The following is a 23,741-nucleotide window of genomic DNA, read 5'->3' as shown; positions in this document are numbered from 1 at the left end:
AAAAGCATGAAAGCTTACACTTTCATGCTTTTTTATTTACCGCATTAATTTAACCTTAAATTTACTTTTCAGAACAATAACTCACCTACTACGCAATTAATTTCACTTTTTTAGAATTTTTTATTCACTTAACGAATAATAACTATTACCATTCGCACACTTTATGGAATGCGAATAATTATCAATATGAAAAAATTCAAATACTCTCTTGTTACACTTGCGTGTTTAAACGCATCATTAGCGGTTGCTGCAACAACGGCTGAAAAAGACATTGAGCGCATCAGCGTTTACGAAAAGCAAAACCAAGTTGTAATGAGCTCAGGCCTTGCAACTAAATCAGACATGTCGTTAATGGAAACACCGGCACCGGTTGTTATTATTGACCGTGAACTTATAGAGTCACAAGGTGTAGATAGCCTACAAGAACTTGTACGTAATGTAAGTGGTTTAACTCAAGCCGGTAATAACTACGGTATAGGCGACAATTTAGTCATTCGTGGTCTTGATGCTAATTACACTTACGATGGTATGTATGGCGGTGCAGGCTTAGGTAATACATTTAACCCAACTCGTTCACTCACTAATGTTGAGTCGGTTGAAGTACTTAAAGGCCCTGCTACCGGTTTATATGGTATAGGCAGTGCTGGTGGTGTTATAAATCTGATTGAAAAAAAGCCTGAGTTTGAAGAAAAACATAAAATATCTGCCGAGCTTGGCCAGTGGGATAGTTATTCACTTGCCTTTGATAGCACCAATGCGATTACCGATGACCTAGCGTATCGCGTAATGGCTAAAACGGCCTCAAGCGATGGCTTTCGTGATTTAAAAGAAGACCGCGACGAAATTTATACCTCGCTTAAATACATACTAAGTGACAAGCAAGATATCATGCTCTCTGCTGCCTATATTAAAGACTCAATTGCAGTAGATTCTATTGGCCACCCTATTCGAATTTATAATGCAGAAACCGCCAATGGTTTAACTGCAGGTGAAGTAACTGGCGCAGATTTAGTAAATGACCCATCTGGTAATGGTGTTCAATTAACTGCGGCTCAACAAACACAATTGGCACAGTCGCTTTCATCAACCGATGGCCTTACCCCGTACGATTTTGGTACTAACGGTATTATCTCTCCTATGGCGGATGATAATGAAGGTGAAGAGCTTCGCTTTAAGCTAACCCATAATTACTTTATTACAGATGATTTATTTTTAAATCAGCAGTTACAGTACCGTAACTACACATCAAGCTTTGCTCGTCAAACAGGTGCGTTTAATTATGTGTATTCAACACGCGATGGCATTATAAATAACGACCCGCGTGCCCCGTTAGTTGAAGACGGTGTGCTTTACCCGTTTGCAGCGCGACGCCAAGAATACCGCCAAGTAGAAGCTGATGAAAAGTCATGGCAGTATTTCTTAGATTTGCGCTATGACTTTATGTTAGGCGACGTGGATAACGAATTACTGGTTAATGCAAACTACGAAGACAGAGACATTCGCTTTAAACAGTATTCTATTTACGATGCAGACAAAGTTATTTACGACAGCGAAGGAAATGTACTTTACCAAGGCACGCTGCCATATATTTATGATATGCGCTCGCCAAATTGGCCAACAGGCAGTTTTGATGACTACGACCCGCTAAAAACAAGTGACTACAACAAAAAAGTACAAGCGTGGGGCTTAGGTATTCAACACGTAGGCTATATTACTGAGCAGCTTACAACTCGAGTTGGTGTTGCTTATAATCGCATTAAGCAAACATATGAGCACCATGGTGTAGATGAGCGTTATAGCTCAAGCCGCGCTGAGCCAACGCCTGAAGCAAACACATCAGACAGTGGCTTAACTTATAACTTAGGCGCAACGTATCAGCCTACTGAAAACTTTAGCGTGTTTATTAACCACGCTAAAGGCCGTACTGCCTTCAGTGTATTAGGCTCAGTAGCAGGTACAGAGGCCGACCGTGAAGACTCTGAGTCTATCAGTAACGATTTAGGCTTTAGATTTAAAGCATTTGATGATCAGCTTTTAGCATCACTGGTAGTATTTGAAAGCGCGCGTACAAACCTTGAATACTCAAACCCACTGTATGAAGCCGGTGTGTCTGGGCCTGATGTAGTAGAAAGCTACTACGATGGTGAAGAGCAAACCAAAGGCGTTGAACTCGATTTAAATGCGCACTTAAACGAGCAATGGAAAGTAAATGTAAACGGCGTATACCAAGATGCCCGCGATAAATCTAACCCAAATAGCAGCAGTTACGATACACGCCAAAAAGGCGTACCGTATGTAACGGCAAGTACGTGGGTTACCTACTACGCCGATATGTTTAACCTACCTGAGGCTGTTAATATAAGTGGCGGTATTACTTTTGTTGATAACAGAAGCACAAACTCTAGCTCGTTTAGTATTCCTGATGGCTATGTACCAAGCTACACGGTGTACGACGCAGCAGTTTCGTACACCACTGATAAGTGGCACATGCAGCTTAATTTAAACAATTTATTTAATAAAAAGTACTACTCTAAAGCCATGTTTTTAGGTGGTATGCCAGGCGAAGAGCGTAATGCTAAGCTCAGCTTTAGCTACACACTTTAACCCTGCCTAAGCAATTAATTTACTCCTACTAAAAGTAGGAGTAAATTAAACCTAATCTTGATTTAATACTCTACAAAAGATACCAGGCTAAACGTTGCTATAATTTATAAGCGTGCTAGCATTACTTTCTGAATTTACTGAAACTTAAAAAGCTATGAGTCTATCTGAAAAAAACTTAGCCTTTGTTATGCACTGTGGTGAAATGGGCAGCCGTTGGGGTTTCAATCGTACGATTGGCCAAATGTGCGGTTTACTGATCATCACCAAAGAGCCCATGACCGCAAATGAGATTGCCGATGCGCTAAGTATCTCGCGTGGCAATGTAAGCATGGGAATTAAAGAGCTCCAGTCATGGCAATTAATTAAAGTGCATCATATCCCTGGTGATCGTAAAGAATATTACGCCCCAGCGGGTGAAATTTGGGATATGGCTAATCGCGTATTTGAAGAACGTAAAAAGCGTGAAATAGACCCTACCCTAAGTTTGCTACGTGATAACCTTTTAGACGAAGCAAACAACGAAGAAGAGCGCTATGCACAAAAGCAAATGGGCGAAATACACAACTTACTCGAAACGGTTACTAAGTGGTCTTCCGAGTTACAACGCTTAAGCCCAGAGCAGCTTAATAAGCTAATGAAGCTTGGTTCAGGAATTGGCAAGGTTATCGATTTAAAAGACAAAATATTTAAAAAAGAACATGATTAAACAAATAAAAAAAGCCGCATAGCGGCTTTTTTTATTACACAACAGCGTATAAATTATATTTTTGGATAACCAATTCTATCTGATAGATAGCCCACGCTGGTGGCAAAGTAATATGAGCGGTTCCAGTGCATAAACACTTTGTAGTTATCGTACGCTAAGTACATACGCCCATTAATGTCATCGGGCATTACCAGTGCAGCGCGTACATCAACATTAGGTAAGTCAGAGCCGTCAGCTTTGCGTACACCCAGAGCTTGCCAGTCTGCAAGCGAGCGCTCTGAGTCGTTCCAATATTCTAACCATTGCTTACGTGTTTTAGTGCCGCGTTTTAGCACGTATTTACTGTCAAAATTTTCAGGTAATTTTACCTGGCGACCCCAAGTTAGTGAGTCATTCCAACCTTCTTGTTTTAAATAATTGGCAATCGATGCAAATGCATCCTCTTTTGTGGTCCAAATATCTTTACGGCCGTCGTTATTGTAATCAACAGCGTAGGCGTTAAAAGAGGTAGGCATAAACTGAGTTTGGCCCATTGCTCCAGCCCAAGAGCCTTTAAATTTATCAAGCGTAATATGGCCTGACTTTAAAATATCTAATGCTGCCCAAAGCTGGCGCTTATAAAGTGCTTCACGACGACCATCAAAGGCAAGCGTCACTAGCGATGAAATAACATTATGGCCACCTTGTATTGTGCCAAAGTTACTTTCAAGACCCCATAATGCCACTATAAAGCGTGCTTGTACGCCAAACTCTTTTGCAACTTGTTCAAGTACATCTTTATTTTCTGCGTAGAGTTTACGTGCACGATCAATTTTCCATTGCGGTACACGTTTTGGTAAGTAGGTTTCGAGGGTTTCTTTAACCTCTGGCTGGTTTTTATCAGCCGATACAACTTTTTCTTTGTATGAGGCAGTCGCAAATGCATCGTCTATTAACTTGCTATCGTACCCTTTTGCAATGGCCTCTTGTTTTAAGTCACTTAAATAAGTTTGAAATTCGGCCTGCGTTTTAGCAACTACAGAGCCACTTAAACACACTGAGCATAAAATTACGGCTAACTTTTTAATCACTATCAACTCCGTTTTCTTTTCGTAATTGGCTAAGTAAATTTTCTTCCGGCGGTGGAATTTGCAAATAGTAACCCTTGTCTGGGTCAGCTAAGGCTGCTTTTACTGTTTCAAGGTCGGCACCGCCTAAATGATCACGCTTTGCTAAATTGATAATCATTACATAAATAGGTTGACCAAACATAGCCAGTAAAGGTTCAGGCACTTTACTAAAATCATCTCTTTTTTCAACAAATAAGAAGGTATCCGCTTTTTTCTTACTTTTATATACCGCAGTGAGCATAATGGCCCTATTTAATCTTGCTTAACATTGCCGCACACTATAACATGAGAGTAATAATAAGTTAGAAAAATTAGATTAGAAATTTCATTAAAGGCCTTATTCAGCCTACGTTTATCTAAAATTAATTTCTAATCAGACAAATCAATTGAGCGTGTATGTCGGAACAAATTTTTGAGCTAAAAGGGAACCTTTTCACGTTGTCAGTATTGCATCTTTATAGCACTGATATCGCCCTTCTAGCAGAACAGTTGTATGTAAAAATAGCCCAAGCTCCTCGTTTTTTTGAAGGAGCGCCTATTGTTGTTAATTTAGAAGAAATTAAAAACAGCTCACTTGATTTTGTACATTTAAAATCTCTCATTGAGCGTATGAGCTTTAATGCTGTAGGTGTTTGTAATGGCTCAGATGAGCAACACACGCAAGCTAAAGCCGCTGGCCTTTCTGTACTAAATTACTCGCAAGATGCTAAAAGTGCACCCGTTAAACAAGAGGCGCCAAATACCTCTATTGTTGAAAAAAACGTGTACCTACCTGCGCAAGTAATTAATGGCACGGTACGCTCAGGGCAGCAAGTTTATGCAAAAGACAGAGACTTAATTGTACTTGGTGCAGTTAGCCATGGTGCAGAAGTAATAGCCGATGGTAATGTGCATATTTATGGCACCTTACGCGGGCGTGCTATTGCAGGTGCAAAAGGGATTAAAGACGCCTGCATTTATTGCCAAAAGCTCGAAGCCGAATTGGTTTCAATTGATGGCAATTACTGGATCAGCGACTCATTACAAGGTGAGCACTGGGGCAATGCAGTACAAATACAACAAAAAAACGAATCATTAGAAATTTCAGCTTTGGTTAAAGGATAAATCTCATGGCAAAAGTAATTGTCGTTACCTCTGGTAAAGGCGGTGTTGGTAAAACAACATCAAGTGCTGCAATAGGCACCGGTTTAGCTTTAAAAGGCTATAAAACAGTTATTATCGATTTTGATATTGGCTTACGTAATCTAGATTTAATTATGGGGTGTGAGCGCCGCGTAGTATACGATTTTGTAAACGTAATAAACGGCGAAGCCAACCTAAATCAAGCGCTTATTAAAGATAAACGCGTTGAAAAATTATTTTTACTACCCGCATCACAAACACGTGATAAAGACGCCCTTACCCGTGAAGGCGTAGAGCGCGTTTTAAACGAACTAAAAGAAGACTTTGACTACATTGTGTGTGATTCACCTGCAGGTATTGAAGCCGGCGCAATGATGGCGATGTACTTTGCTGATGAAGCAATTGTAACAACAAACCCTGAAGTATCTTCGGTTCGAGATTCAGACAGAATTTTAGGTATTTTACACAGCAAATCAAAACGTGCTGAAGAAGGCCTAGAAAATATTAAAGAACACCTATTATTAACACGCTACAACCCTGAGCGAGTTGAAAAAGGTGAAATGTTATCGGTAGAAGATGTTAAAGATATTCTGTCGATTCCTTTACTTGGTGTTATTCCTGAGTCGCAAGCGGTATTGAGTGCGTCTAATTCAGGCCAGCCAGTAATACTTGATGGTGATTCAGATGCAGGGCAAGCATACGCTGATGCAATCAATCGCTTACTCGGTGAAACAGTCGATTTTCGCTTCTTAGATGTTGAGAAAAAAGGCTTATTTAAACGGATTTTTGGAGGTTAATGTGTCTTTACTTGACTACTTCCGCTCAGAAAAGAAAAATAGCGCGTCATTAGCAAAAGAGCGATTGCAGATCATTGTCGCGCACGAGCGTTCGCAACGCGGAACACCGGATTACTTACCACAATTAAAACAAGATATTTTAGATGTGATCCGTAAGTACGTAAATGTAAACACTGATGCAGTGCAGGTACAGTTTGATCAAAACGAAGATGATTTAGCGGTACTTGAGCTCAACGTGACATTACCTGACGAAGAGAAAAAGTAGCACAACTAAAAGCGGCATTTTAAATGCCGCTTTTTGCTTTACACACTCACTACACGTATGTGGTGCATTGTGTTGTGTTTTAAATTTAAAAGTTTACACGTAAACCAAGTAAAAACTCATGGCTTGCTGCACTGTCAATTTTAAAGCCATCGGTAAATGCATCTTGCCCCGTTTGCACGTCACCAAATTCAATGTATTGATACTCAGTGTATAACAACATAGTTTTAGTTATTTGATAGTTAACCCCTGCACCAATATTCCATGTAAATTCAGTTGAATCGTCATCAGCATACGCATCGTAATAGCCATCAACATTTCCATCGAACGCGTCAAATGCTCTAATGCCTGCAACACCTAATTTTGCAGGATAGCTGTTATCGGCAAGCCCCTAACCCTGCTTTAATATAAGGCGTAAACGCGGTGCTGTTATCAAAATCGTAAAAGCCTTCAATTGTATAAGTGGTGGTCTTTAAATCCCCCTTTAATACATACTACTCACCTTCACGTGCACCCACGCCAACTTTTGTATCGCTATAGTCAGTATCATGATAGCTAATACGCGCCTCTACTCTAAATTGAGGATTGAACTGATAACCTAAACCAATACTGCCTACGCTGCCCTCACCGGCATCAAATTCAGATGGAAAATCACTATCTACGGCAATATTGTTACCAATGGCTTGAGAGTCATTTGCTTGCGAACTATAGCCTACATGTGCAGTTCCATAAAACCCATCTGCACTAGCTAAAGTAGGTGTGGTACACGCTAAAGCAATTTCGTCAACTATAGTTTTTTGTAATGTGTTCATTGTTATTCCTGATTTTTTTAACAACCAAATTATTGGGCTGTAAGGCTAATGTTGAATTCGCAGCTAATATAACTTTTCGATTCACAAGCGAATAGATACAATAACGGCGCAATACAATTCCGATTTTGAGAACAATGATTAACTATTTACGACACATGGCTATTTTTGCCAAAGTGGTTGCTGGCGGCTCATTTCGTATTGCAGCTAAGGAGCTTGGCATAGCACCTTCACGTGTTAGCCATGTGTTTCTGACTTAGAACAGTTTTTAGGCGTCACTTTATTACATAGAACAACCCGTAAATTGTCGCTTACCCCTGAAGGTGAAAAACTTTACGCCCACGTAGAAAACATAACAAAACACGCAGAGGCAGGTTTGAACGAAATTAACTCTGTGGGTGATGAGCCTATAGGGTCTTTAAAAATATCGCTGCCCGCCTTTTGAGCAAGCTCCGAAATTTCAGCCGCGATAGCAGAATTTGTGCAAACCTACCCAAAAGTGAACTTGTCTCTTAATTACACAGACCAAGTAATAAATATAATGGATGAAGGGCTCGATTTAAGTATTCGAGTTGGCTGGCTAGAAGACAGCTCACTCATGGCGCGTAAAATTGGAGAGAGTAGACGCTTTTTAGTTGCTTCAAGTAAGTACGCGAGTAAGCATCAACCCCCTACGCACCCAAACGATTTAAAACAGTGGGATTGGGTTCATTTTAGTATGCGCGGCAGCACTGTAGATTTTACCTCTCAAAATGGCGAAGTAGTGTGTATTTGTGAAAAGTCGCGCGTAAATGTAAATAGTGCGCTTGCAATAAGTCACTTTGTATCTGAAAACTTGGGTCTAGGCATATTGCCCGAAAACCTAGTAAAAAAACAATTAGCACGAGAAGAGTTCATTCACATTTTACCTAACTGGCAACTCAAGCCGCTTGGTTACTATGCGGTATGGCCAAATAATGCACGCAGAGAAAACCTAACACTATTATTAGTGCGCTTTTTAGCTAAGCGCGGTTTAATAACCGCAGAGGATTAAGCGAGTACCCCTTAAGTGAATATGTTATTATGAGCCCATTACTTTGCTTTATGCCTGCTATTACTTTGCTATGTTAAATCACGCTTCTTGTTTTACTTTATTTGATTGCTCTGTAGATTCTATACCGCTTCCAGATAAATTTACGTTTCCTTTTTACTACCAACCTCATCCGTTATCTGTTTTAGCCGCAACACAATTGCAGCAGCAACTTGAAACGCATTTACCGTATAACGAAAATGACAGCAGCAATACAGCAACGAATGATGGCAAAATGTTTGGTGTACTGGTTGTACAAAACCAGCAACAACAACTTGGCTTTTTAGCGGCGTATTCAGGCCAGCTTGAAAATTTAAATACCGATATAAAATGCGTGCCTAATGTATCTACAATGGCACTGGAAGATGTGGGTTATTTAAAAGAAAATAAAATAATTAACGACATAAATGCGCAAATACATGCCCTAGAAAATGCAAGTACATTGAATAAATTAACAGCGTCATTAAATGCCGATAAAGCCGCGTTTGATCAGCAGTTACACGCTCAACAAAGCGTAATGCAAGCCAATAGAAAAGCACGTAAAAAGGCGCGCAGTGCACTTGCAATTGAGCAAAGCCAAGCGATAACGCCTGAGCAACAAGCAAACTTGAATGAATTGGCCAAACAAAGCATAGAAGATAAAAAACACTATCAAAGCGTAAAAGATCACTGGCACGATAAAATAACTCAGCAAGAGCAGGCGCTTAATGCCCTACACGACGAAATAAAACAGTTAAAAAAACGACGTAAGGTTTTATCTAAAAACCTACAAAAGCAAGTGTTTGCACAGTACCAGTTTTTAAATGCAGAGCATGAAGTTAAAGATCTCAATGCCATATTTGCAGCATTGCCAGAGCATACTCCGCCATCAGGTGCTGGAGATTGCGCTGCGCCCAAGCTATTACAATACGCTTACCTTAATAATTTAAAGCCAGTGGCTATGGCTGAGTTTTGGTGGAGGGCCGCACCTAAATCGGCAATACGCCAACATAAAAACTACTACCCTTCTTGCTACAGTAAGTGCCAACCTATTTTATCGCACATGTTAAAAGGCCTCACCATAGAAGATAACCCGCTACTCGTTAACCCTGCTGAAGGTAAAACGCTGCCGATTGTCTATCAAGACGATGATATTGTTATTGTAAACAAGCCCAGCGAGTTTTTATCTGTACCAGGTGTCAATATTGAAGATTCTGTGTATTTACGTATTCAAACGCAATTTCCGCACGCTACAGGCCCGTTAATTGTGCACAGACTAGATATGTCTACATCAGGTTTATTAGTGGTGGCGCTCAATAAACGAGCCCACAAGGCACTACAAAAGCAATTTATTGCCCGCACCATTGATAAACGTTACATTGCGCTGGTTGATGGTATTGTGCCCAAGGACAGTGGCAAGATAGAGCTGCCCTTGAGACTTGATTTTGACGATAAGCCACGCCAGCTTGTTTGTTATAAAAACGGCAAACCCGCACTTACTACATGGCAGGTGCTTGAACGTAAAAACAATATTACACGCCTACAGCTCTACCCTAAAACGGGCCGCACTCACCAATTAAGGGTACACTGCGCTCATCACTTAGGGCTGAATATGCCTATTATTGGTGACACACATTACGGTAAAAAAGCCAACAGGTTACACTTACATGCCGAGTATTTGGCGCTAGATCACCCCATTACACATAAGCGTTTAACGTTCAGCGTAGCGCCCGATTTTTAATACCAATTCGCATAATTAAGTGATCTATTTTGAGGATGGAAAAAAGTGTTGATAGCAAGGCAAAAAAATCGCTATTTATTTGTTCTAAATGAGAATTTTTAACGCAGATAGCGACACGTTTAGCCCCTAAAAATGATTAAATATTATTGCGAATTGGTATAACATAGCCTGTTAGCTTAAAAAGTGGGTTTAATTATCCCACTCTTTAAGTGCGTCTTTAACAAAACTGTAGCGCCAAGAATTAAGTAAATCAGGTTTAATATGATTTACCTTTTGCTCATCGGTTAGTTTCCAATTCCAGCTAATAAGCTGATTAATTTGCTTTTTAGAGGCCATTACATCCTCTGGTATACCCTGCTCTTTTGCCACTTTAGTGATTCTTTGTTTAATATCTTTAGCTACTTTTTTATAAGCCGGAAAATCAATTAAACGTTTAAGCACAGGTGGATGCTCATCAACCGGGAGTGCTTTGGCCTTTTCAATACACTTTAGTATTTCAACTCCAGAGCGGTTTACTTCCATCGACTCAACACCCGGAATTTGTCTCAGCGTATTTAAGCTCGAGGGCCCACGTTTAGCAATTTCCGTCATGTTGTGCTCTTTAAGCACAAAGTTAAGCGCTAAATTTTTACGAATAGCTTTATTACGACGCCATACAGCTAATTCTTTTAATACCGCGAGCTCGTGTGGTTTTAGTTGCCATGCGTTTTTTATATCTTTGTAAAGCAGCTCATCTGGGGTTTGAAAGGCGCGTTTATTTGCAATTAACTCGCTCTCATTTATGACAATATCAAATAGCTCAGCTTTGTTTATACGCTCAATTATTAGTTCAAAACAAGGCAGTAAATGAAACGTATCAGCGGCTGCATAATCGAGCTGCTTTTTAGTTAATGGGCGCTGTAGCCAATTAGTTCGCGATTCACTTTTGTCTATTTCTATGCCTAATAGCTCTTTTACCATTAGCGCAAAGCCCATACAGTTACCTTCGCCTAAAAGCTGAAGAGCAAATTGTGTATCAAACAATGGAGCGGGTACAAAGCCTGCATATTTTTGAAATACTTCAATATCTTCTGAGGGTGAATGCAACACTTTAAGTACTGATGGATCTTGTAATATTTGCCAAAATTCAAATAACGAGAGTTCGGCAAGTGGATCTATAAGGGCAAGATGCTCACCATCATATACTTGAATGAGTGCAACTTCAGGGTACAAAGTACGGCGGCGCATAAACTCTGTGTCTATGGCTAAAATAGGCTTGTTTTTTATTTGCTCAACAAAGGTGTTGAGTTGATTTTGTGTTTCGATCAATTGGTATTGCACTTAATCTCCTACAATAAAAAAGCCGGCTAATGCCGGCTTTTTTATAGTTTACTAATCTTTTAGGGCTCTTCTGAGAATTTTACCTACATTTGTTTTAGGTAACTCATCCTTAAACTCAACGAGTTTAGGCACCTTATAATTAGTTAAATTATCACGACAGTGATTTATTATATCTTTTTCAGTTAAAGAAGGGTCTTTTTTAACAACAAAAACTTTAACTTGTTCGCCACTTACATCGTGCGGTATACCAATAGCCGCGACTTCTAGTACGCCGTCGTGCATGGCAACCACTTCTTCTATCTCATTTGGGAACACATTAAAGCCCGATACAATGATCATGTCTTTTTTGCGGTCAACAATATAGAAGAAACCTTCATCGTCGTATGTGGCAATATCGCCAGTAGCAAACCAGCCATCTTGCAAACATTCTGCAGTTGCATCTGGGCGGTTATAGTAACCTAGCATAACTTGTGGGCCTTTAACCCATAGCTCACCGGGTTCACCTTTTGCCGCTTCTTCTCCGTTTTCAAGCATTAGCTTAATTTCGGTATTAGGAGCAGGTAAACCAATAGAGCCATTATAAGCTTCTAAATCGTACGGGCTTACAGTTACAAGCGGTGCACACTCAGTTAAACCGTAACCTTCCATTAATTTAGAATTAGTCACTTTTTGCCATTTTTCAGCTACAGGACGTTGTACCGCCATACCGCCACCTAATGACATTTTTAAATGACTAAAATCAAGCTCTGCAAACCCTGGTGTATTAAGTAGCCCGTTAAACAGGGTATTTACACCGGTAATAGCAGTAAATTTATGCTGATTAAGCTCTTTAACAAATGCTGGCATATCACGTGGGTTTGTAATTAATACATTCAAACCACCGTATTTCATAAACGTTAAGCAGTTAGCCGTTAACGCAAATATATGGTAAAGCGGTAATGCAGTAACAACAACTTCAGTACCACGGTCTAATACTTTATCTAAACAGCCCGATACTTGCTCAAGGTTACCAACCATGTTGCCATGACTTAACATCGCCCCTTTAGATACGCCGGTTGTACCACCCGTGTATTGTAAAAAGGCCAGATCAGATAAGCTCATTTCTGGACGCGTATACTTTGCAGGGTCACCTGCTAACACATCTGAAAACTTAATTGTATTTGGCAGGTTGTAGCTGGGTACCATTTTTTTTATGTATTTAACCACAAAATTAACGATATGCTTTTTAATACCACCCACCATGTCGCCCACTTGGGTAACAACAATGTGTTTTACATCAGTTTTTGCAAGTGCTTTTTCAAGCGTGTCTGCAAAGTTAGCCAATATAAAAATAGCTGACGCGTCAGAGTCTTTTAATTGATGCTCAAGCTCTCGTACTGTGTAAAGTGGGTTTACGTTAACCACCACACAACCTGCACGTAAAATACCTAAAATAGCGATAGGCGTTTGTAACAAGTTAGGCATCATTACGGCAACTTTGTCGCCTTTTTTAAGACCTAAATCATTTTGAATATACGAGGCAACACGTTGTGTCGCTGTATCTATTTCATCATACGATAATGTTTTACCCATATTCGTAAATGCAGGTAAATCTTTGTAATCGGTAAAACTTTTTTCGAACACTTCGAGTAACGAGTTGTAATGCTCAGGATCGATTGTTTCAGGCATACCTTCTGGGTAGCGCTTAAGCCAGATTTTTTCCACTCTTAGCCCCTGTTTATAATTATATTTTTATTAACCTTAATCTAAGTAAGGCACTTTAACAATTGAGCAAATACTCTAATGCAGGAATAATCCCACATTTGGCGCTAATTTACAATTAACATGCACCATTTTGCAGCATAAAGGCTTGAATATGCTCAAAACATAACCCACTGCTTTGCATATGGCAATGATGCCCGCCATCTACATTAATTACCTTCAAGTTGTTGTAATAGCTAATATACTTGGCCAAATTTTGTTTTACAAACGAATAACCTTGGTTACCTAAAATTAATTGGCTTGGTGCAATTAATTGTATTATTGCACCAATACATTGCGCTTCATCAAACCTAAAACCTGAGTGATTTTTAAGCTTAGGGTCTGTTGTTAACTCATACCCTAGTTCACTTTGCTTAATATTACGACTCATCAATAAGGTGATCAGTTCGTTATTTAAATCTGTTGTATTTGCACGCGCTTCGATAATCGCTGATTGCGATTTATAAACGCGCTTTTTTTTGTTGAAGGCGCGCTCTCTGTTCAGTATCGCCCCTTTTAATTGCTCACATACTTCATCACTGGGGGTTGTAACACAGCCAATCCCTTCAATAAAGGTAACTGAATGCACATACTCACTAAAACAACTAGCAAATAAACCAGCCACCATTGCGCCCATTGAATGGCCGACTAAATGTACCTTTTTTGCCCCTAAGCTCTTTATAAGTTGGTACACATCGTCAATATAATCAACAAAATAATAATGAGCGTCCTGTGCACGCCAATCAGATAGCCCATGCCCAGCAAAGTCAACACAATACCAAGTATGCTGCGGATTAACTTTATCTAGCATAGGTGTAAAACTATTACTGTTATCTAGCCACCCATGCAAGGCTATAACCAGCTCATCGCCAGTGCCCTTTTGTAAGCCACGCAATGTTATATTTCTTGTTTTTATTTCAAATGGCTGCAACAGACACCTCTTTTTAACGTGCGACATTATTTATAACATACTAGTTGTCAGACCTCTAATACCAAAAGTTTTTATATTTTTTATATTTATAAAGACCACTTTATTTGTAAGGTTAACTTTTGAATTTTAATTATGTATTTAATTTCAATGACTTAAAATATTTTAAGTTTCAGTAATTCAATAAATAATTACAAACAGAGCTTAAATACTCTTCAGGTAGGTAATGTATACCACTATATTCATTACACTATAATTAACATAAGCTAAAAAAATGGCTGTATTGTTTTAGTGACAATTAGCCAAACCTGTTTATATACTTTGCTTTTTATTCTTACTTCATTTCATTATTATACGAGGGCGTATTGAACTTTGTGGATTGAAATTTGTTCAATCTACGGGCGGTTAAATCCTGGTACGAGGTTTGTAACCTTGTGGACGGAGTAAAAACCTAGCAAAAACTTAATCGCCTTAGAAAGAATTTTTGGGCAGCGCATGTTTGGTATTTATGCTGCAAATTCAACACGCCGTAACCATATACAATTGTGGTGCTATTTAAACAGCACATTCATAGGGATAAAAATGAAAAACCAACTTAGCTTATTAGCGCTTTTATGTGCATCTACCAGTGTTTATGCAAGCGATGCACCTAAAAATGTAATTTATATGATTGGTGACGGGATGGGTCCTGCCTATACAACCGCTTATCGTTATTTTAAAGATGATCCAACCACCAAGCAGATTGAAACAACCGTATTTGATACTATTTTAACAGGCATGGCGCGTACTTACCCTGACGATCACACTTATGTTACCGACAGTGCTGCAGGTGCAACCGCACTGAGTAGCGGCCACAAAAGTTATAATGGTGCTATTGCAGTCGATACAGACAAAAAGCCCGTTAAAACCATGCTAGAAATAGCAAAAGAACGTGGTATGACAACGGCATTAGTAGCTACCTCGCAAATTAACCATGCCACCCCAGCTAGTTTTGCTACACATAACGAATCACGTCGAAATTACGATGCCATTGCTAATGAATACATAGATAACAAAATTGCCGGTAAACTCCCTGTTGATTTAATGCTAGGCGGCGGTACGCAGTATTTTATTAGAGAAGACCGTAACCTCGTAGATGAATTTAAAGCAGCTGGTTATCAATATAGCGATGATATAAAAAACCTTGGTCAGATCACACAAGTACCGGCACTTGGCTTATACGCCCCAATGGGCCTGCCATTTGCGCTTGATGCTAATTCAAACCACTTAACGCAACTAACAGCTAAGGCATTTGATTTACTCGACGGCCAAAATGAAGACGGCTTTTTTGTCATGATTGAAGGCAGCCAAATTGATTGGTGTGGACATGCTAACGATGTAGCCTGTGCCATGGCCGAAATGGATGACTTTGCACAGTCGATTGAAAAAGCAAAAGCCTATATTGATAAAAACCCTGATACTTTATTAGTGGTTACTGCAGATCATTCAACTGGTGGGTTAACCCTCGGTGCGCACGGACAATATAAGTGGGATACAGAAGTTATTAAAGGCGTTAAAGCAACAGCCGTTGAGCTAACAAAGCAATTACTCGCTGCTGATGACCTAGAGCCTATTTGGCGAGCCAACACAGGTATTGAATATACACCGGCTAATAAAGTAAAACTTGAACAAGCGAAAAAAATGGGCGAAACAGCGCTTAATTTAGCCATTAAAAGTATTATTAGTGATGCCAGCTTTACTGGTTGGACAACAGGCGGACACACCGCTGTAGATGTACAAGTATTTGCCTACGGTAAAGGCAGTGAACACTTTAACGGTGCTCAAAATAATACAGATATTGCCGATAAACTAATTGGCTTTATTAAACAATAGCCATAAGCTTACGCAAAAAGCCCGAACCAGTGTTCGGGCTTTTTATTTTTTACTATTACGGGGGCTAAGCGTATATATCGACGCCTATTAAATCTTGTACTTCGGCGCGACGCTCTAAATTTGCAAATTCAGTATATGTTGAAATTGCTTTACTCACCGTTGGGCTTGGTTGGTCATAAATAGTTTGGCTATACTTTGCGTTACTGGTGCTTTGACTAAAGTATTGATTAGCAAGCTCTACACCCGCTTTACTACTTTTTACATAATCTGTGCTTGTTTTTTGACTGGCGCTATCATCCGCTAAACCTTGTGGTTTAGAGGGTATAATTTTTGTAGAGGTAACCCTTGCAGGAATATCTCCAGTAAAAAAACCAGCGCCAATTGGCAAAGTCATAGATAACTTCCAACAATAAACATATTAAAAATTATGATTTAAAAACACCCAATTTGCAACTCTTGTGCTTATTCGCGACCCGGTAGTTTTTTCCATGTTACTGTATCGCGCACATATTTAGGTTGCGCATCGCTTGCTTTAACAACCTCGCCCTTTAAAAAGGCCGTATCTACATGGCTAAGCATATAGCGAGCATCTGGCAAAGTAATGGCTGTATTTATGGTTATATTGCTAACGTTTTTAAGTGCATCAGGGTAACTTTTAAATCCCGTGCCAACGGCAATCGCGTGTAAATCTTCACTGCTTATGTGCTCTTTGCTTAATAAATCAGGTTTTATAACACACTCTTCATTTACCAACTCCATGCGTGCGTTATTTACTCGGTATTGGGCAAAATAAATTTCTCCCATGCGCGCATCTATAGCTGAATACACTACTGGTGCCTGCGTTTGTTCGTTCGCTTGCTGGGCCATAATTGCCAAGGTTGATACACCCACTAATGGTAAATTGGCTGAATAAGCTAACCCTTGTGCAATAGCAACACTAATGCGTACACCGGTAAAGCTACCTGGCCCTTGGCCAAAGCCAATAACGTCTAAGTCTTTTAATTTACACTGTGCTTTATTAAGAAGCTCATCAACTAAAGGGAGTATTTTTTGACTATGTTGCTGTGGGCATTCTTCAAAATGATGAAATGTTTGCCCCTCAAAGTGTAAAACTATAGATAACGCTTCGGTTGAGGCGTCTAGGGCAAGAATATTACTTTTAATCATTTTAGTACTCTAGTTAATGTGTTTTAAAAATGTGTTTGCATCTTGTAAGCTTCGCGTGCGGCGCATCGGCGGTAAGCTTTTTAAAAATACTTGGCCATATTGGCGCGTTACTAATCGGTTGTCGCAAATAACCAGCACGCCTTTATCTTTGTTATCTCGTATTAAACGTCCCACGCCCTGCTTGAGCGCTATAACAGCTTGCGGTAACTGTATATGAGCAAACGGGTCTTTGCCTTGCATTTGGCAATCTTGCATTTTGGCTTGCAGTAATGGGTCATCCGGTGCTGCAAAAGGTAACTTGTCAATAATAACACAGCTTAGCGTGCTACCACGTACATCAACCCCTTCCCAGAACGAGGCAGTACCTAACAATACCGCATTACCATGGCGCGTAAATTTTTCCAGTATTATACGCTTAGACATTTGCCCTTGCATATAAACTGGGTAGTCCATTTGTGTGGTTAACCCCTCAGCCACCAAATGCATCATTCGGTAACTTGTAAACAGTACAAAGCAACGCCCTTTAGCCGATTTAATCAGCTCTAGGGTTAATTTTATAATTGCATGAGGCATATTCTCTGCATGCGATTCAGGCAAATATCGTGGTAAGCATAAAAGCGCCTGATTAGGATAATCAAAGGGGCTATCAACCATCATACTTTGCGCAGGAGTAATACCTAAGCTTGCATTAAAGTGATCGAGCTTATTATCAACCGATAACGTGGCTGAGGTAAATACAAACCCTGCGCCGGTGTCTTTCATCATTTGAGCAAATTTAGCAGAGACATTAAGTGGCGTAATATTAACCGTTAAATAGCGCCGCGTGGTTTCGTACCAATAGCTAAAGCCCGTTTGTGCGGTATCAAAAACACGCTCTAACTGACCTTTAAACGCTAATGTACGCTCAAACGGATGCTCTATTTTATCACTTCGCTCTAGGCACAGTTTTAATACCTGATAAACAAAGTCTAAATCGCTAATTACCCGATGCAGCGCTGCGCAAATTAATTTATCACTGAGCTTTTCGCGCCAATCACCTCGGCTACCATCTACACCAAACTGTAAACGTAAATCAGCCACACTGGTTTCTAGCTTATTAAGGCTTTTCCCAAGCTGCAGCATATCGGGAATTTCTGCACGATAAATAGCGCGTAAATCGTTAATTAAATCCACCAGCTTTTTAGTGCTAATACTTTCACCAAAGTAGTCACTAGCAATTTCGCTAAGCTGGTGTGCTTCGTCAAAAATATAAGCGTCGGCAGTGGGCATAAGTTCGGCAAAACCGGAGTCTTTTACTGCCATATCAGCAAAAAATAAATGATGGTTTATAACCACTACATCCGCTTCGGCTGCATTCAAACGCGCTTTGCGTATATAACATGATTGAAAGTCTGGACACTCTTTGCCTAAACAATTATCGGCTGTCGAATTAACATAGGGCAGTACCTTGGCGTCTTCTTCAATACCAATACAGTCAGCTAAATCACCCGAGTGTGTTTCACTGGCAAATTTTGCAACCATAGCAAGTTGATGCATTACATCAGGATCGTCTGTTGGTACATGGGCTACATGTTGGTTTAGCCTATAAGTACACAGATAATTAGCGCGCCCTTTTAATAATGCGGTTTTTTTAGAGGCATTAAGTGCTTTTACTAGCTGAGGTAAATCGCGGTGGTATAACTGCTCTTGCAAGGCCTTAGAGCCTGTTGAGATAATTGTTTTACCCTTAGATTTAAGGGCAGGCGCTAAATAGGCAAACGTTTTACCTGTACCAGTGCCCGCTTCAACCACTAACTGCGTGCTATTTTTTAATGCATCGTTAACGGCAACGGCCATATCAATTTGAGGTTGGCGAGGCGTGTATCCATCTAAAGATAACGCTAACGGCCCGGTTGCACTAAACAGCTGTTTGATAATACCAGTCACTTTACAAAAAATAATAGCGAGATTTTACGTAAGCCTGGCTATAAGGGCAAGCCAATTGAAATTAGAATTTTGCAAAGGGGCTCACACCCCTTTACACGTTATTGTGCATTTATAGATAACGTGACATTGCTGGCATTGCTATACCCTTTTAAATCGATATACCAATTACCTGTTTGTGGCGCAGAAAACGAACAGGTTTCGCTATTGCCATTTTTATATGGCCTGCACAAGTACTCAGAATCACTAGAAGGAGTGCCAAAGTTTACATATAAATCAGCATCGCCACTGCCACCAAACATTGTTATATCTAATGATGCGTACTGCGTATTTAAACTTTGGCTAAAGCGCTGCCAGCTCCCAGCAGAAACATTTATGTTTGTAATGCTCCGATTGATAGGCTCAATACTCCCCCCTTCATTGTAACTTCCGGTTATGGATACATTTTCTATCGCATTCCATGCGTGTACCATCGCATAGTAAACTCCTTCACTAGAGGGATTAATATCGCAACGTTCATTACTACTTGAGGTAGTGCTTTTACAATCATAATCGTTCAGCGTAGGTGCTTGATTGTAGCGTACGTATAAGTCTGCATCCCCTGTGCCCCCAGTCGTAATAAATTTTAAATTGCTCGCACTTTGTGGCACAGCTAAAGTGTAAATAAACTGCTCTTTTGCAACCCCTGTGATCCCACTGAGTGTTTGCCCATTGGTTAATTGGTTATTAGTAGGAGGAACAGTATCGCCGGCATTTTTTGCCATTTCGGCAACATAACTTACTGCCAACTTGGCGAATTTACTGGCATGTTGAGCGTCAAACTGGTTATCGTTTTGGGTGTGAATAAGCGGGTTTATATCGCCCATTTTTGATTCAAAAGGCATAGAGGCTGCAAACCCTTGCTGATACCATGACGCATGATCAGAACAACCATAACCACACTGGTCAAATCCATAATTTAATTGCGGTAAGTAGGTATCTAAAAGCGCTGCTAAAAACTGATTTTGTGCATTGTTAGTGTAATCAGTCATCATGACTATATCTTCAAGGCTGCCATTATTGCCTGTCATATCAAACTGCACCATGCCCACTACATTTTTACCCTGCGATTGGTAGCTGTTTGCAATATCACTTGAACCTCTAAGGCCGACTTCTTCCGCTGCGAACGCCATAATTTGAACCGTACGCTGTGGTGTGTAATTAGTTTGTACAATCGCGCGCAGCGCCTCTGATAGCACAGCAATGCCTGAGGCGTTATCATCAGCACCGGGTGAACGTCCATTGCTGGGGTTTGACTGATTTATCGAATCAAGGTGGCCACCAATAATAACAATTTCATCTGCTTTTTCATTGCCTTCAATTGTCACTATAACCGACGATTGCGCCCAATTATGCGGGTAAGTTGCAATGCTAATATCACTGCGACTTTGCGCTATTTGTTGCCAATATGTGTTTAACCAATTTGCAGCATCTATCCCTGTTTGTGAGGTGTAATAACGATTATTAAAACTGGTTAAAGAGTTAACAGTGCTATCGAGGTTAACTGTGCTAATTGATGACATTAAATTTTGTACTGTTTGTTCGTTATCAATAGAATAACTAAATGCTAATGTATTTTGTATAGTATGCGCCGCGGCTAATTGTGTTGCGTAACTGCTCGCCTCTTGCCATGAATCATGTGCCACAAACCCACCGCACCGATTATAATTGTGGTGCATAAATTCGCTTAGATTATTTACCTGATCAGCAGGTATATTTACCAAGTCTATATTTTCAAGCGCACTTGTTGAGCGCTGTGCAAAGGGCAATCTTTGTACTAATCCATGCTGGGTATACTCATAATGTGCCGCTGCAGTTGAATCTATGCTTACCCACACTTTGTTTGTTTCACTTTGTGCTACAACGCCCATTGTAGTAAATAAGCTCAGCGCACTTAGTAGTTTAAAAGGTTTCATTGGTATTCCTTATAATTGGCAATACTGGTATCCATAAAATTAAAAAGGGGCACTAGGCCCCTGGTATCAATGTTTAATTAGCAGACACACTCAGTGTTACTGCGCTTGCATTACTGTACCCTCTTAAATCTAGGTACCAGGTACCTGATTGTGGGTTATCAAACGAACACGTTTCACTGTTGCCATTTTTATAAGGTCTACACAAATAAGTTGACGTACTCGACGCTGAACCATAATTTACATAAAGATCGGCATCGCCACTTCCACCAGAAATAGTAACGGTTAAATTACTATAGCCCGCTCCTAAGTCTTGAGTAAATCGAGCCCAGCTATTAGTTGAAACACTAATATTAGACTCGGTTCTGTTAATCGGTGTGACGCCTCCTGTTGAATTGTTAAAACTCCCAGTAAGCGATACATCAGCTATAGCATTCCATGCTTCTACCATTACATAGTAGGTGCCTGCTTGAACGTTCGAAATACTGCAGTTTTCGGTGCTTGAAGAGGTGGTACTTTTACAGTCATACGTATTCAGTGTGGGTTTACTTCCAAACATTACATATAAATCTGCATCGCCCGAGCCACCAGCGGTATTAAACTCAAGATCTGTTGCCCCCGCTGGTACATCGAGTGTAAAAAACATCTGCGCTTTTGCAGAGCCGCTGATCCCCGTACGTGCCACTTTATTTGTTAACGCTTCATCCGTAGGCACAGGCGTGCTCGAGCAATCGCTCCCTGCACTTAGGTTTGAAGTAACTCCCACTGCCGCCAATGCAGCTTGTACATCGCTTGGGTTGTAATTTAAGTCACACGCAGCGTCCATAACGCCGTTACCAGCTAAATCCCAATTTGTACTCGCACTCCAATAAAGCTGATTTGCACGTGCCATGACTACAAATGCTTTTTTAGTATCCCAGCCGGATGTAGTAGCAAGGTTATAAAATGCTTTGTTAAATACACCCGAGCTATAGTGCACATCCATGCCAGAGGTATAACTACCTTGATTATCTATAGAGCGTCCATCCTGTGATGGGTTATTCATATAGCGGAGCGCGCCATTGCCTTTAAAAATATCTTGTCCAACTAACCAATCGTTAGTGCCTTTCATGTAATACTCAGCCGCTTCACCAGCCATATCTGAAAAAGCTTCATTTAAGCCACCCGACTTACCGCTGTAAATTAAGCCAGAATTCTGTTCGGTAAAGCCATGGCTTACCTCATGCGCCGATACATCAAGGCTTACGAGTGGGTAAAAAGTGCTTTGCCCATCGCCAAAGGTCATTGCGCTGCCATCCCAAAATGCATTTTCATAATTACTTGAATAATGTACGCGCATTTTTAACTGAAAACTTAGCGGTGGCGATCCCACCCAGTCGTTATACATATTAAAAATAACGTTACCAAAATAATGAGCATCGTTAAGCGGCGAATAAGCCCCATTTATCTCTTTTACTGTATTCTCTGGGCAAGTAAATGAATGGGCTGCAGAGCCACTTGTGCCGCCATTGAGATTTATAGTTCTTACATTGGCATTATCCATAACACAGGTGTTACCAGATTGAGACACATCTAGGTTGCTAAAGTCAGTACCGTAAATGTATTTACCTGTTTTGAGATTCCCCCCTGGTCCCGTAGCATCAGCATGTTGTAAGTTATCGTAGCTGAGCAAAACCTCACCGGTATTAGCATCGATTATTTGATAAGGGCGTGATGGCGATTTGCCGTAGGTTACATACGATACTTCGTACACCAAATGCGCCTTACTTTGTTGATCAACCCAAATCGCTAACCTTGATTTCTCATTGTGTTTTTTTAAACCTTTAGTTTTTGCAGCTATGCCTACATTTTGGCTTTGAAGCATGGCTTGTTTTACAGATAATTTAGCGCTTACATCGTTTATATCGCCTTCAATATCGTACACCGCAGCGCCATTGGCTTTTTTAAGCATGCCATTTTTAAATGTAAGGCTTAAAGTGTCACCAATTACTGGTAAACCTTGATATGTTTGCTGATAACGGCGAGTTACTTCACCGTTATTACTTATAAACTCTTTTAATACAACTAACTCGTTCCTTACACTTAACCCAATCAAGTCTTTAGGGCTAGTAGATAAAATGGATGCCGAATTTGATTGCATCATGTTATTTAAAGCCGTTTGTTGATTTAGGTATTTCTTGTTCGCAGCTACTGCATCTGTTGCTTGAACCAAGGTTAAAGCAGCAAAAGTTGCTAATGTGATTTTTGATAAATTCACGTTTACGCTCCGTCAAAATATTTAGTTTGTAGTGGATTTGTATTAACCGGAACTACTTGTACCCGATTAAGGATCAAGCTTATGTTACAAATTTGAGTTATGAAAATTAAACATTTAATTTACAAGTAAAGTATTAGGAAACGTAAGAACAACAGAAACTACAGTAGGTTGAAAAACACACAAAATCAGTAAAACCTTAAACAGATACAAATTGTATACATATATTTACACTAAATTACACTATTACACCCACAAAATAGCCGCGTTTACTTTATTCAATTAACGGCATTAATTAGCCATTACGTTGCCTAGGCAACTTTGTATTAATCTCTTCATTACAAGCAATAACACCAGTAAATTTGCATTAACTATATGTCTCCTAAA

Annotated in this window: 22 protein-coding genes; 10 read left to right on the top strand and 12 right to left on the bottom strand. The window is 40.0% G+C overall.

The annotated features are described in order from the left end of the window. The first annotated feature begins 186 nt into the window (after positions 1–186). Together PSH54_RS11370 and PSH54_RS11365 are read left to right on the top strand one after the other, a co-directional pair. Positions 187–2,604, top strand: coding sequence for a TonB-dependent receptor (locus PSH54_RS11370; RefSeq protein ID WP_273606175.1), 2,418 nt, complete (start codon positions 187–189; stop codon positions 2,602–2,604). Between the two features lie 154 nt (positions 2,605–2,758). Next, a complete protein-coding gene (locus PSH54_RS11365; RefSeq protein ID WP_004586357.1) occupies positions 2,759–3,310 on the top strand; it encodes a GbsR/MarR family transcriptional regulator in 552 nt (183 codons plus the stop codon). Between the two features lie 53 nt (positions 3,311–3,363). Here the strand turns inward: PSH54_RS11365 and PSH54_RS11360 are convergent, their stop codons facing one another. Beyond that, positions 3,364–4,380: a lytic murein transglycosylase gene (locus tag PSH54_RS11360; protein ID WP_004586358.1), complete on the bottom strand. Its 1,017-nt coding sequence runs from the start codon at positions 4,378–4,380 to the stop codon at positions 3,364–3,366. Next, positions 4,373–4,660: a YcgL domain-containing protein gene (locus tag PSH54_RS11355; RefSeq protein ID WP_004586359.1), complete on the bottom strand. Its 288-nt coding sequence runs from the start codon at positions 4,658–4,660 to the stop codon at positions 4,373–4,375. Before PSH54_RS11355 ends, PSH54_RS11360 begins: the two co-directional genes overlap by 8 nt. Positions 4,661–4,815: 155 nt before the next feature. Between PSH54_RS11355 and minC the strand changes: the two genes are divergently transcribed. From minC to minE, 3 genes are read left to right on the top strand one after another with little or no spacing between them, the layout of a single operon-like run. Beyond that, the gene (gene minC / locus PSH54_RS11350; RefSeq protein ID WP_004586360.1) at positions 4,816–5,523 is read left to right on the top strand and encodes a septum site-determining protein MinC; all 708 of its coding nucleotides are present in this window, start codon (positions 4,816–4,818) and stop codon (positions 5,521–5,523) included. 5 nt (positions 5,524–5,528) lie between these two features. Next, the gene (gene minD / locus PSH54_RS11345; protein WP_024031716.1) at positions 5,529–6,338 is read left to right on the top strand and encodes a septum site-determining protein MinD; all 810 of its coding nucleotides are present in this window, start codon (positions 5,529–5,531) and stop codon (positions 6,336–6,338) included. 1 nt (position 6,339) lies between these two features. Further along, positions 6,340–6,603, top strand: a complete 264-nt coding sequence (gene minE / locus PSH54_RS11340) for a cell division topological specificity factor MinE (RefSeq protein WP_004586362.1) — start codon at positions 6,340–6,342, stop codon at positions 6,601–6,603. Positions 6,604–6,688: 85 nt separating this feature from the next. Here minE and PSH54_RS11335 read toward each other — a convergent pair whose 3' ends face one another. After that, positions 6,689–6,823, bottom strand: a complete 135-nt coding sequence (locus tag PSH54_RS11335) for a hypothetical protein (RefSeq protein ID WP_273606174.1) — start codon at positions 6,821–6,823, stop codon at positions 6,689–6,691. 271 nt (positions 6,824–7,094) lie between these two features. Beyond that, positions 7,095–7,412 carry an outer membrane beta-barrel protein gene (locus PSH54_RS11330; RefSeq protein WP_273606173.1) on the bottom strand — a complete coding sequence of 106 codons (318 nt, stop codon included), beginning with the start codon at positions 7,410–7,412 and terminating at the stop codon, positions 7,095–7,097. 134 nt (positions 7,413–7,546) lie between these two features. Here PSH54_RS11330 and PSH54_RS11325 point away from each other — a divergent pair, with 134 nt between their 5' ends. The 4 genes from PSH54_RS11325 to PSH54_RS11310 all read left to right on the top strand — a co-directional run bounded on the left by PSH54_RS11325 (position 7,547) and on the right by PSH54_RS11310 (position 10,198). Next, positions 7,547–7,669, top strand: coding sequence for a helix-turn-helix domain-containing protein (locus PSH54_RS11325; RefSeq protein ID WP_273606172.1), 123 nt, complete (start codon positions 7,547–7,549; stop codon positions 7,667–7,669). A 44-nt stretch (positions 7,670–7,713) separates the two neighbouring features. Continuing rightward, on the top strand, positions 7,714–7,854 hold the full coding sequence (locus PSH54_RS11320; protein ID WP_273606171.1) for a hypothetical protein: 141 nt from the start codon (positions 7,714–7,716) through the stop codon (positions 7,852–7,854). A 36-nt stretch (positions 7,855–7,890) separates the two neighbouring features. After that, positions 7,891–8,442 (top strand): substrate binding domain-containing protein, encoded by a 552-nt coding sequence (locus PSH54_RS11315; RefSeq protein ID WP_273606170.1) that lies wholly within the window; start codon positions 7,891–7,893, stop codon positions 8,440–8,442. Positions 8,443–8,512: 70 nt separating this feature from the next. After that, the gene (locus PSH54_RS11310) at positions 8,513–10,198 is read left to right on the top strand and encodes a pseudouridine synthase (RefSeq protein ID WP_273606169.1); all 1,686 of its coding nucleotides are present in this window, start codon (positions 8,513–8,515) and stop codon (positions 10,196–10,198) included. 189 nt (positions 10,199–10,387) lie between these two features. Here the strand turns inward: PSH54_RS11310 and rnd are convergent, their stop codons facing one another. From rnd to PSH54_RS11295, 3 genes are all read right to left on the bottom strand, one after another. Continuing rightward, a complete protein-coding gene (gene rnd / locus PSH54_RS11305) occupies positions 10,388–11,518 on the bottom strand; it encodes a ribonuclease D (protein WP_273606168.1) in 1,131 nt (376 codons plus the stop codon). A 51-nt stretch (positions 11,519–11,569) separates the two neighbouring features. Then, positions 11,570–13,222, bottom strand: a complete 1,653-nt coding sequence (fadD, locus tag PSH54_RS11300) for a long-chain-fatty-acid--CoA ligase FadD (protein WP_024031721.1) — start codon at positions 13,220–13,222, stop codon at positions 11,570–11,572. 115 nt (positions 13,223–13,337) lie between these two features. Then, entirely contained in the window at positions 13,338–14,189 is an 852-nt protein-coding gene (locus PSH54_RS11295) for an alpha/beta hydrolase (RefSeq protein ID WP_273606167.1), read from the bottom strand. A 579-nt stretch (positions 14,190–14,768) separates the two neighbouring features. Here PSH54_RS11295 and PSH54_RS11290 point away from each other — a divergent pair. Then, positions 14,769–16,058: an alkaline phosphatase gene (locus PSH54_RS11290; protein WP_024031722.1), complete on the top strand. Its 1,290-nt coding sequence runs from the start codon at positions 14,769–14,771 to the stop codon at positions 16,056–16,058. A gap of 64 nt (positions 16,059–16,122) precedes the next feature. On the opposite strand, the gene PSH54_RS11285 is transcribed toward PSH54_RS11290, so the two are convergent. From PSH54_RS11285 to PSH54_RS11265, 5 genes are all read right to left on the bottom strand, one after another. Further along, positions 16,123–16,452, bottom strand: a complete 330-nt coding sequence (locus PSH54_RS11285) for a hypothetical protein (protein WP_273606166.1) — start codon at positions 16,450–16,452, stop codon at positions 16,123–16,125. 68 nt (positions 16,453–16,520) lie between these two features. Continuing rightward, entirely contained in the window at positions 16,521–17,225 is a 705-nt protein-coding gene (tsaB, locus tag PSH54_RS11280; protein WP_273606165.1) for a tRNA (adenosine(37)-N6)-threonylcarbamoyltransferase complex dimerization subunit type 1 TsaB, read from the bottom strand. A 9-nt stretch (positions 17,226–17,234) separates the two neighbouring features. Further along, a complete protein-coding gene (locus tag PSH54_RS11275; protein ID WP_273606164.1) occupies positions 17,235–19,151 on the bottom strand; it encodes an ATP-dependent DNA helicase in 1,917 nt (638 codons plus the stop codon). Between the two features lie 98 nt (positions 19,152–19,249). Next, the gene (locus PSH54_RS11270) at positions 19,250–21,103 is read right to left on the bottom strand and encodes a M20/M25/M40 family metallo-hydrolase (protein WP_273606163.1); all 1,854 of its coding nucleotides are present in this window, start codon (positions 21,101–21,103) and stop codon (positions 19,250–19,252) included. Positions 21,104–21,176: 73 nt separating this feature from the next. Then, positions 21,177–23,357, bottom strand: a complete 2,181-nt coding sequence (locus PSH54_RS11265; RefSeq protein ID WP_273606162.1) for a M4 family metallopeptidase — start codon at positions 23,355–23,357, stop codon at positions 21,177–21,179. Positions 23,358–23,741: the final 384 nt, after the last annotated feature.

This window comes from Pseudoalteromonas sp. Angola-30 (assembly GCF_028599215.1).
Taxonomy (GTDB): domain Bacteria; phylum Pseudomonadota; class Gammaproteobacteria; order Enterobacterales; family Alteromonadaceae; genus Pseudoalteromonas; species Pseudoalteromonas atlantica.
The sequence above is the reverse complement of the archived record's forward strand: the minus strand, read 5'-3'. Positions and strand labels throughout refer to the sequence as shown.

What these genes read in the sequence shown, in the direction of transcription:
- PSH54_RS11365 (WP_004586357.1), top strand. Translation starts at nt 2,759, where the DNA reads ATGAGTCTATCTGAAAAAAACTTAGCCTTTGTTATGCACTGTGGTGAA.
- minD (WP_024031716.1), top strand. Translation starts at nt 5,529, where the DNA reads ATGGCAAAAGTAATTGTCGTTACCTCTGGTAAAGGCGGTGTTGGTAAA.
- PSH54_RS11290 (WP_024031722.1), top strand. Translation starts at nt 14,769, where the DNA reads ATGAAAAACCAACTTAGCTTATTAGCGCTTTTATGTGCATCTACCAGT.
- PSH54_RS11370 (WP_273606175.1), top strand. Translation starts at nt 187, where the DNA reads ATGAAAAAATTCAAATACTCTCTTGTTACACTTGCGTGTTTAAACGCA.
- minC (WP_004586360.1), top strand. Translation starts at nt 4,816, where the DNA reads ATGTCGGAACAAATTTTTGAGCTAAAAGGGAACCTTTTCACGTTGTCA.
- PSH54_RS11355 (WP_004586359.1), bottom strand. Translation starts at nt 4,660, where the DNA reads ATGCTCACTGCGGTATATAAAAGTAAGAAAAAAGCGGATACCTTCTTA.
- PSH54_RS11270 (WP_273606163.1), bottom strand. Translation starts at nt 21,103, where the DNA reads ATGAAACCTTTTAAACTACTAAGTGCGCTGAGCTTATTTACTACAATG.
- PSH54_RS11310 (WP_273606169.1), top strand. Translation starts at nt 8,513, where the DNA reads ATGTTAAATCACGCTTCTTGTTTTACTTTATTTGATTGCTCTGTAGAT.
- PSH54_RS11330 (WP_273606173.1), bottom strand. Translation starts at nt 7,412, where the DNA reads ATGAACACATTACAAAAAACTATAGTTGACGAAATTGCTTTAGCGTGT.
- tsaB (WP_273606165.1), bottom strand. Translation starts at nt 17,225, where the DNA reads ATGATTAAAAGTAATATTCTTGCCCTAGACGCCTCAACCGAAGCGTTA.
- PSH54_RS11325 (WP_273606172.1), top strand. Translation starts at nt 7,547, where the DNA reads ATGATTAACTATTTACGACACATGGCTATTTTTGCCAAAGTGGTTGCT.
- PSH54_RS11285 (WP_273606166.1), bottom strand. Translation starts at nt 16,452, where the DNA reads ATGACTTTGCCAATTGGCGCTGGTTTTTTTACTGGAGATATTCCTGCA.
- PSH54_RS11335 (WP_273606174.1), bottom strand. Translation starts at nt 6,823, where the DNA reads ATGTTGTTATACACTGAGTATCAATACATTGAATTTGGTGACGTGCAA.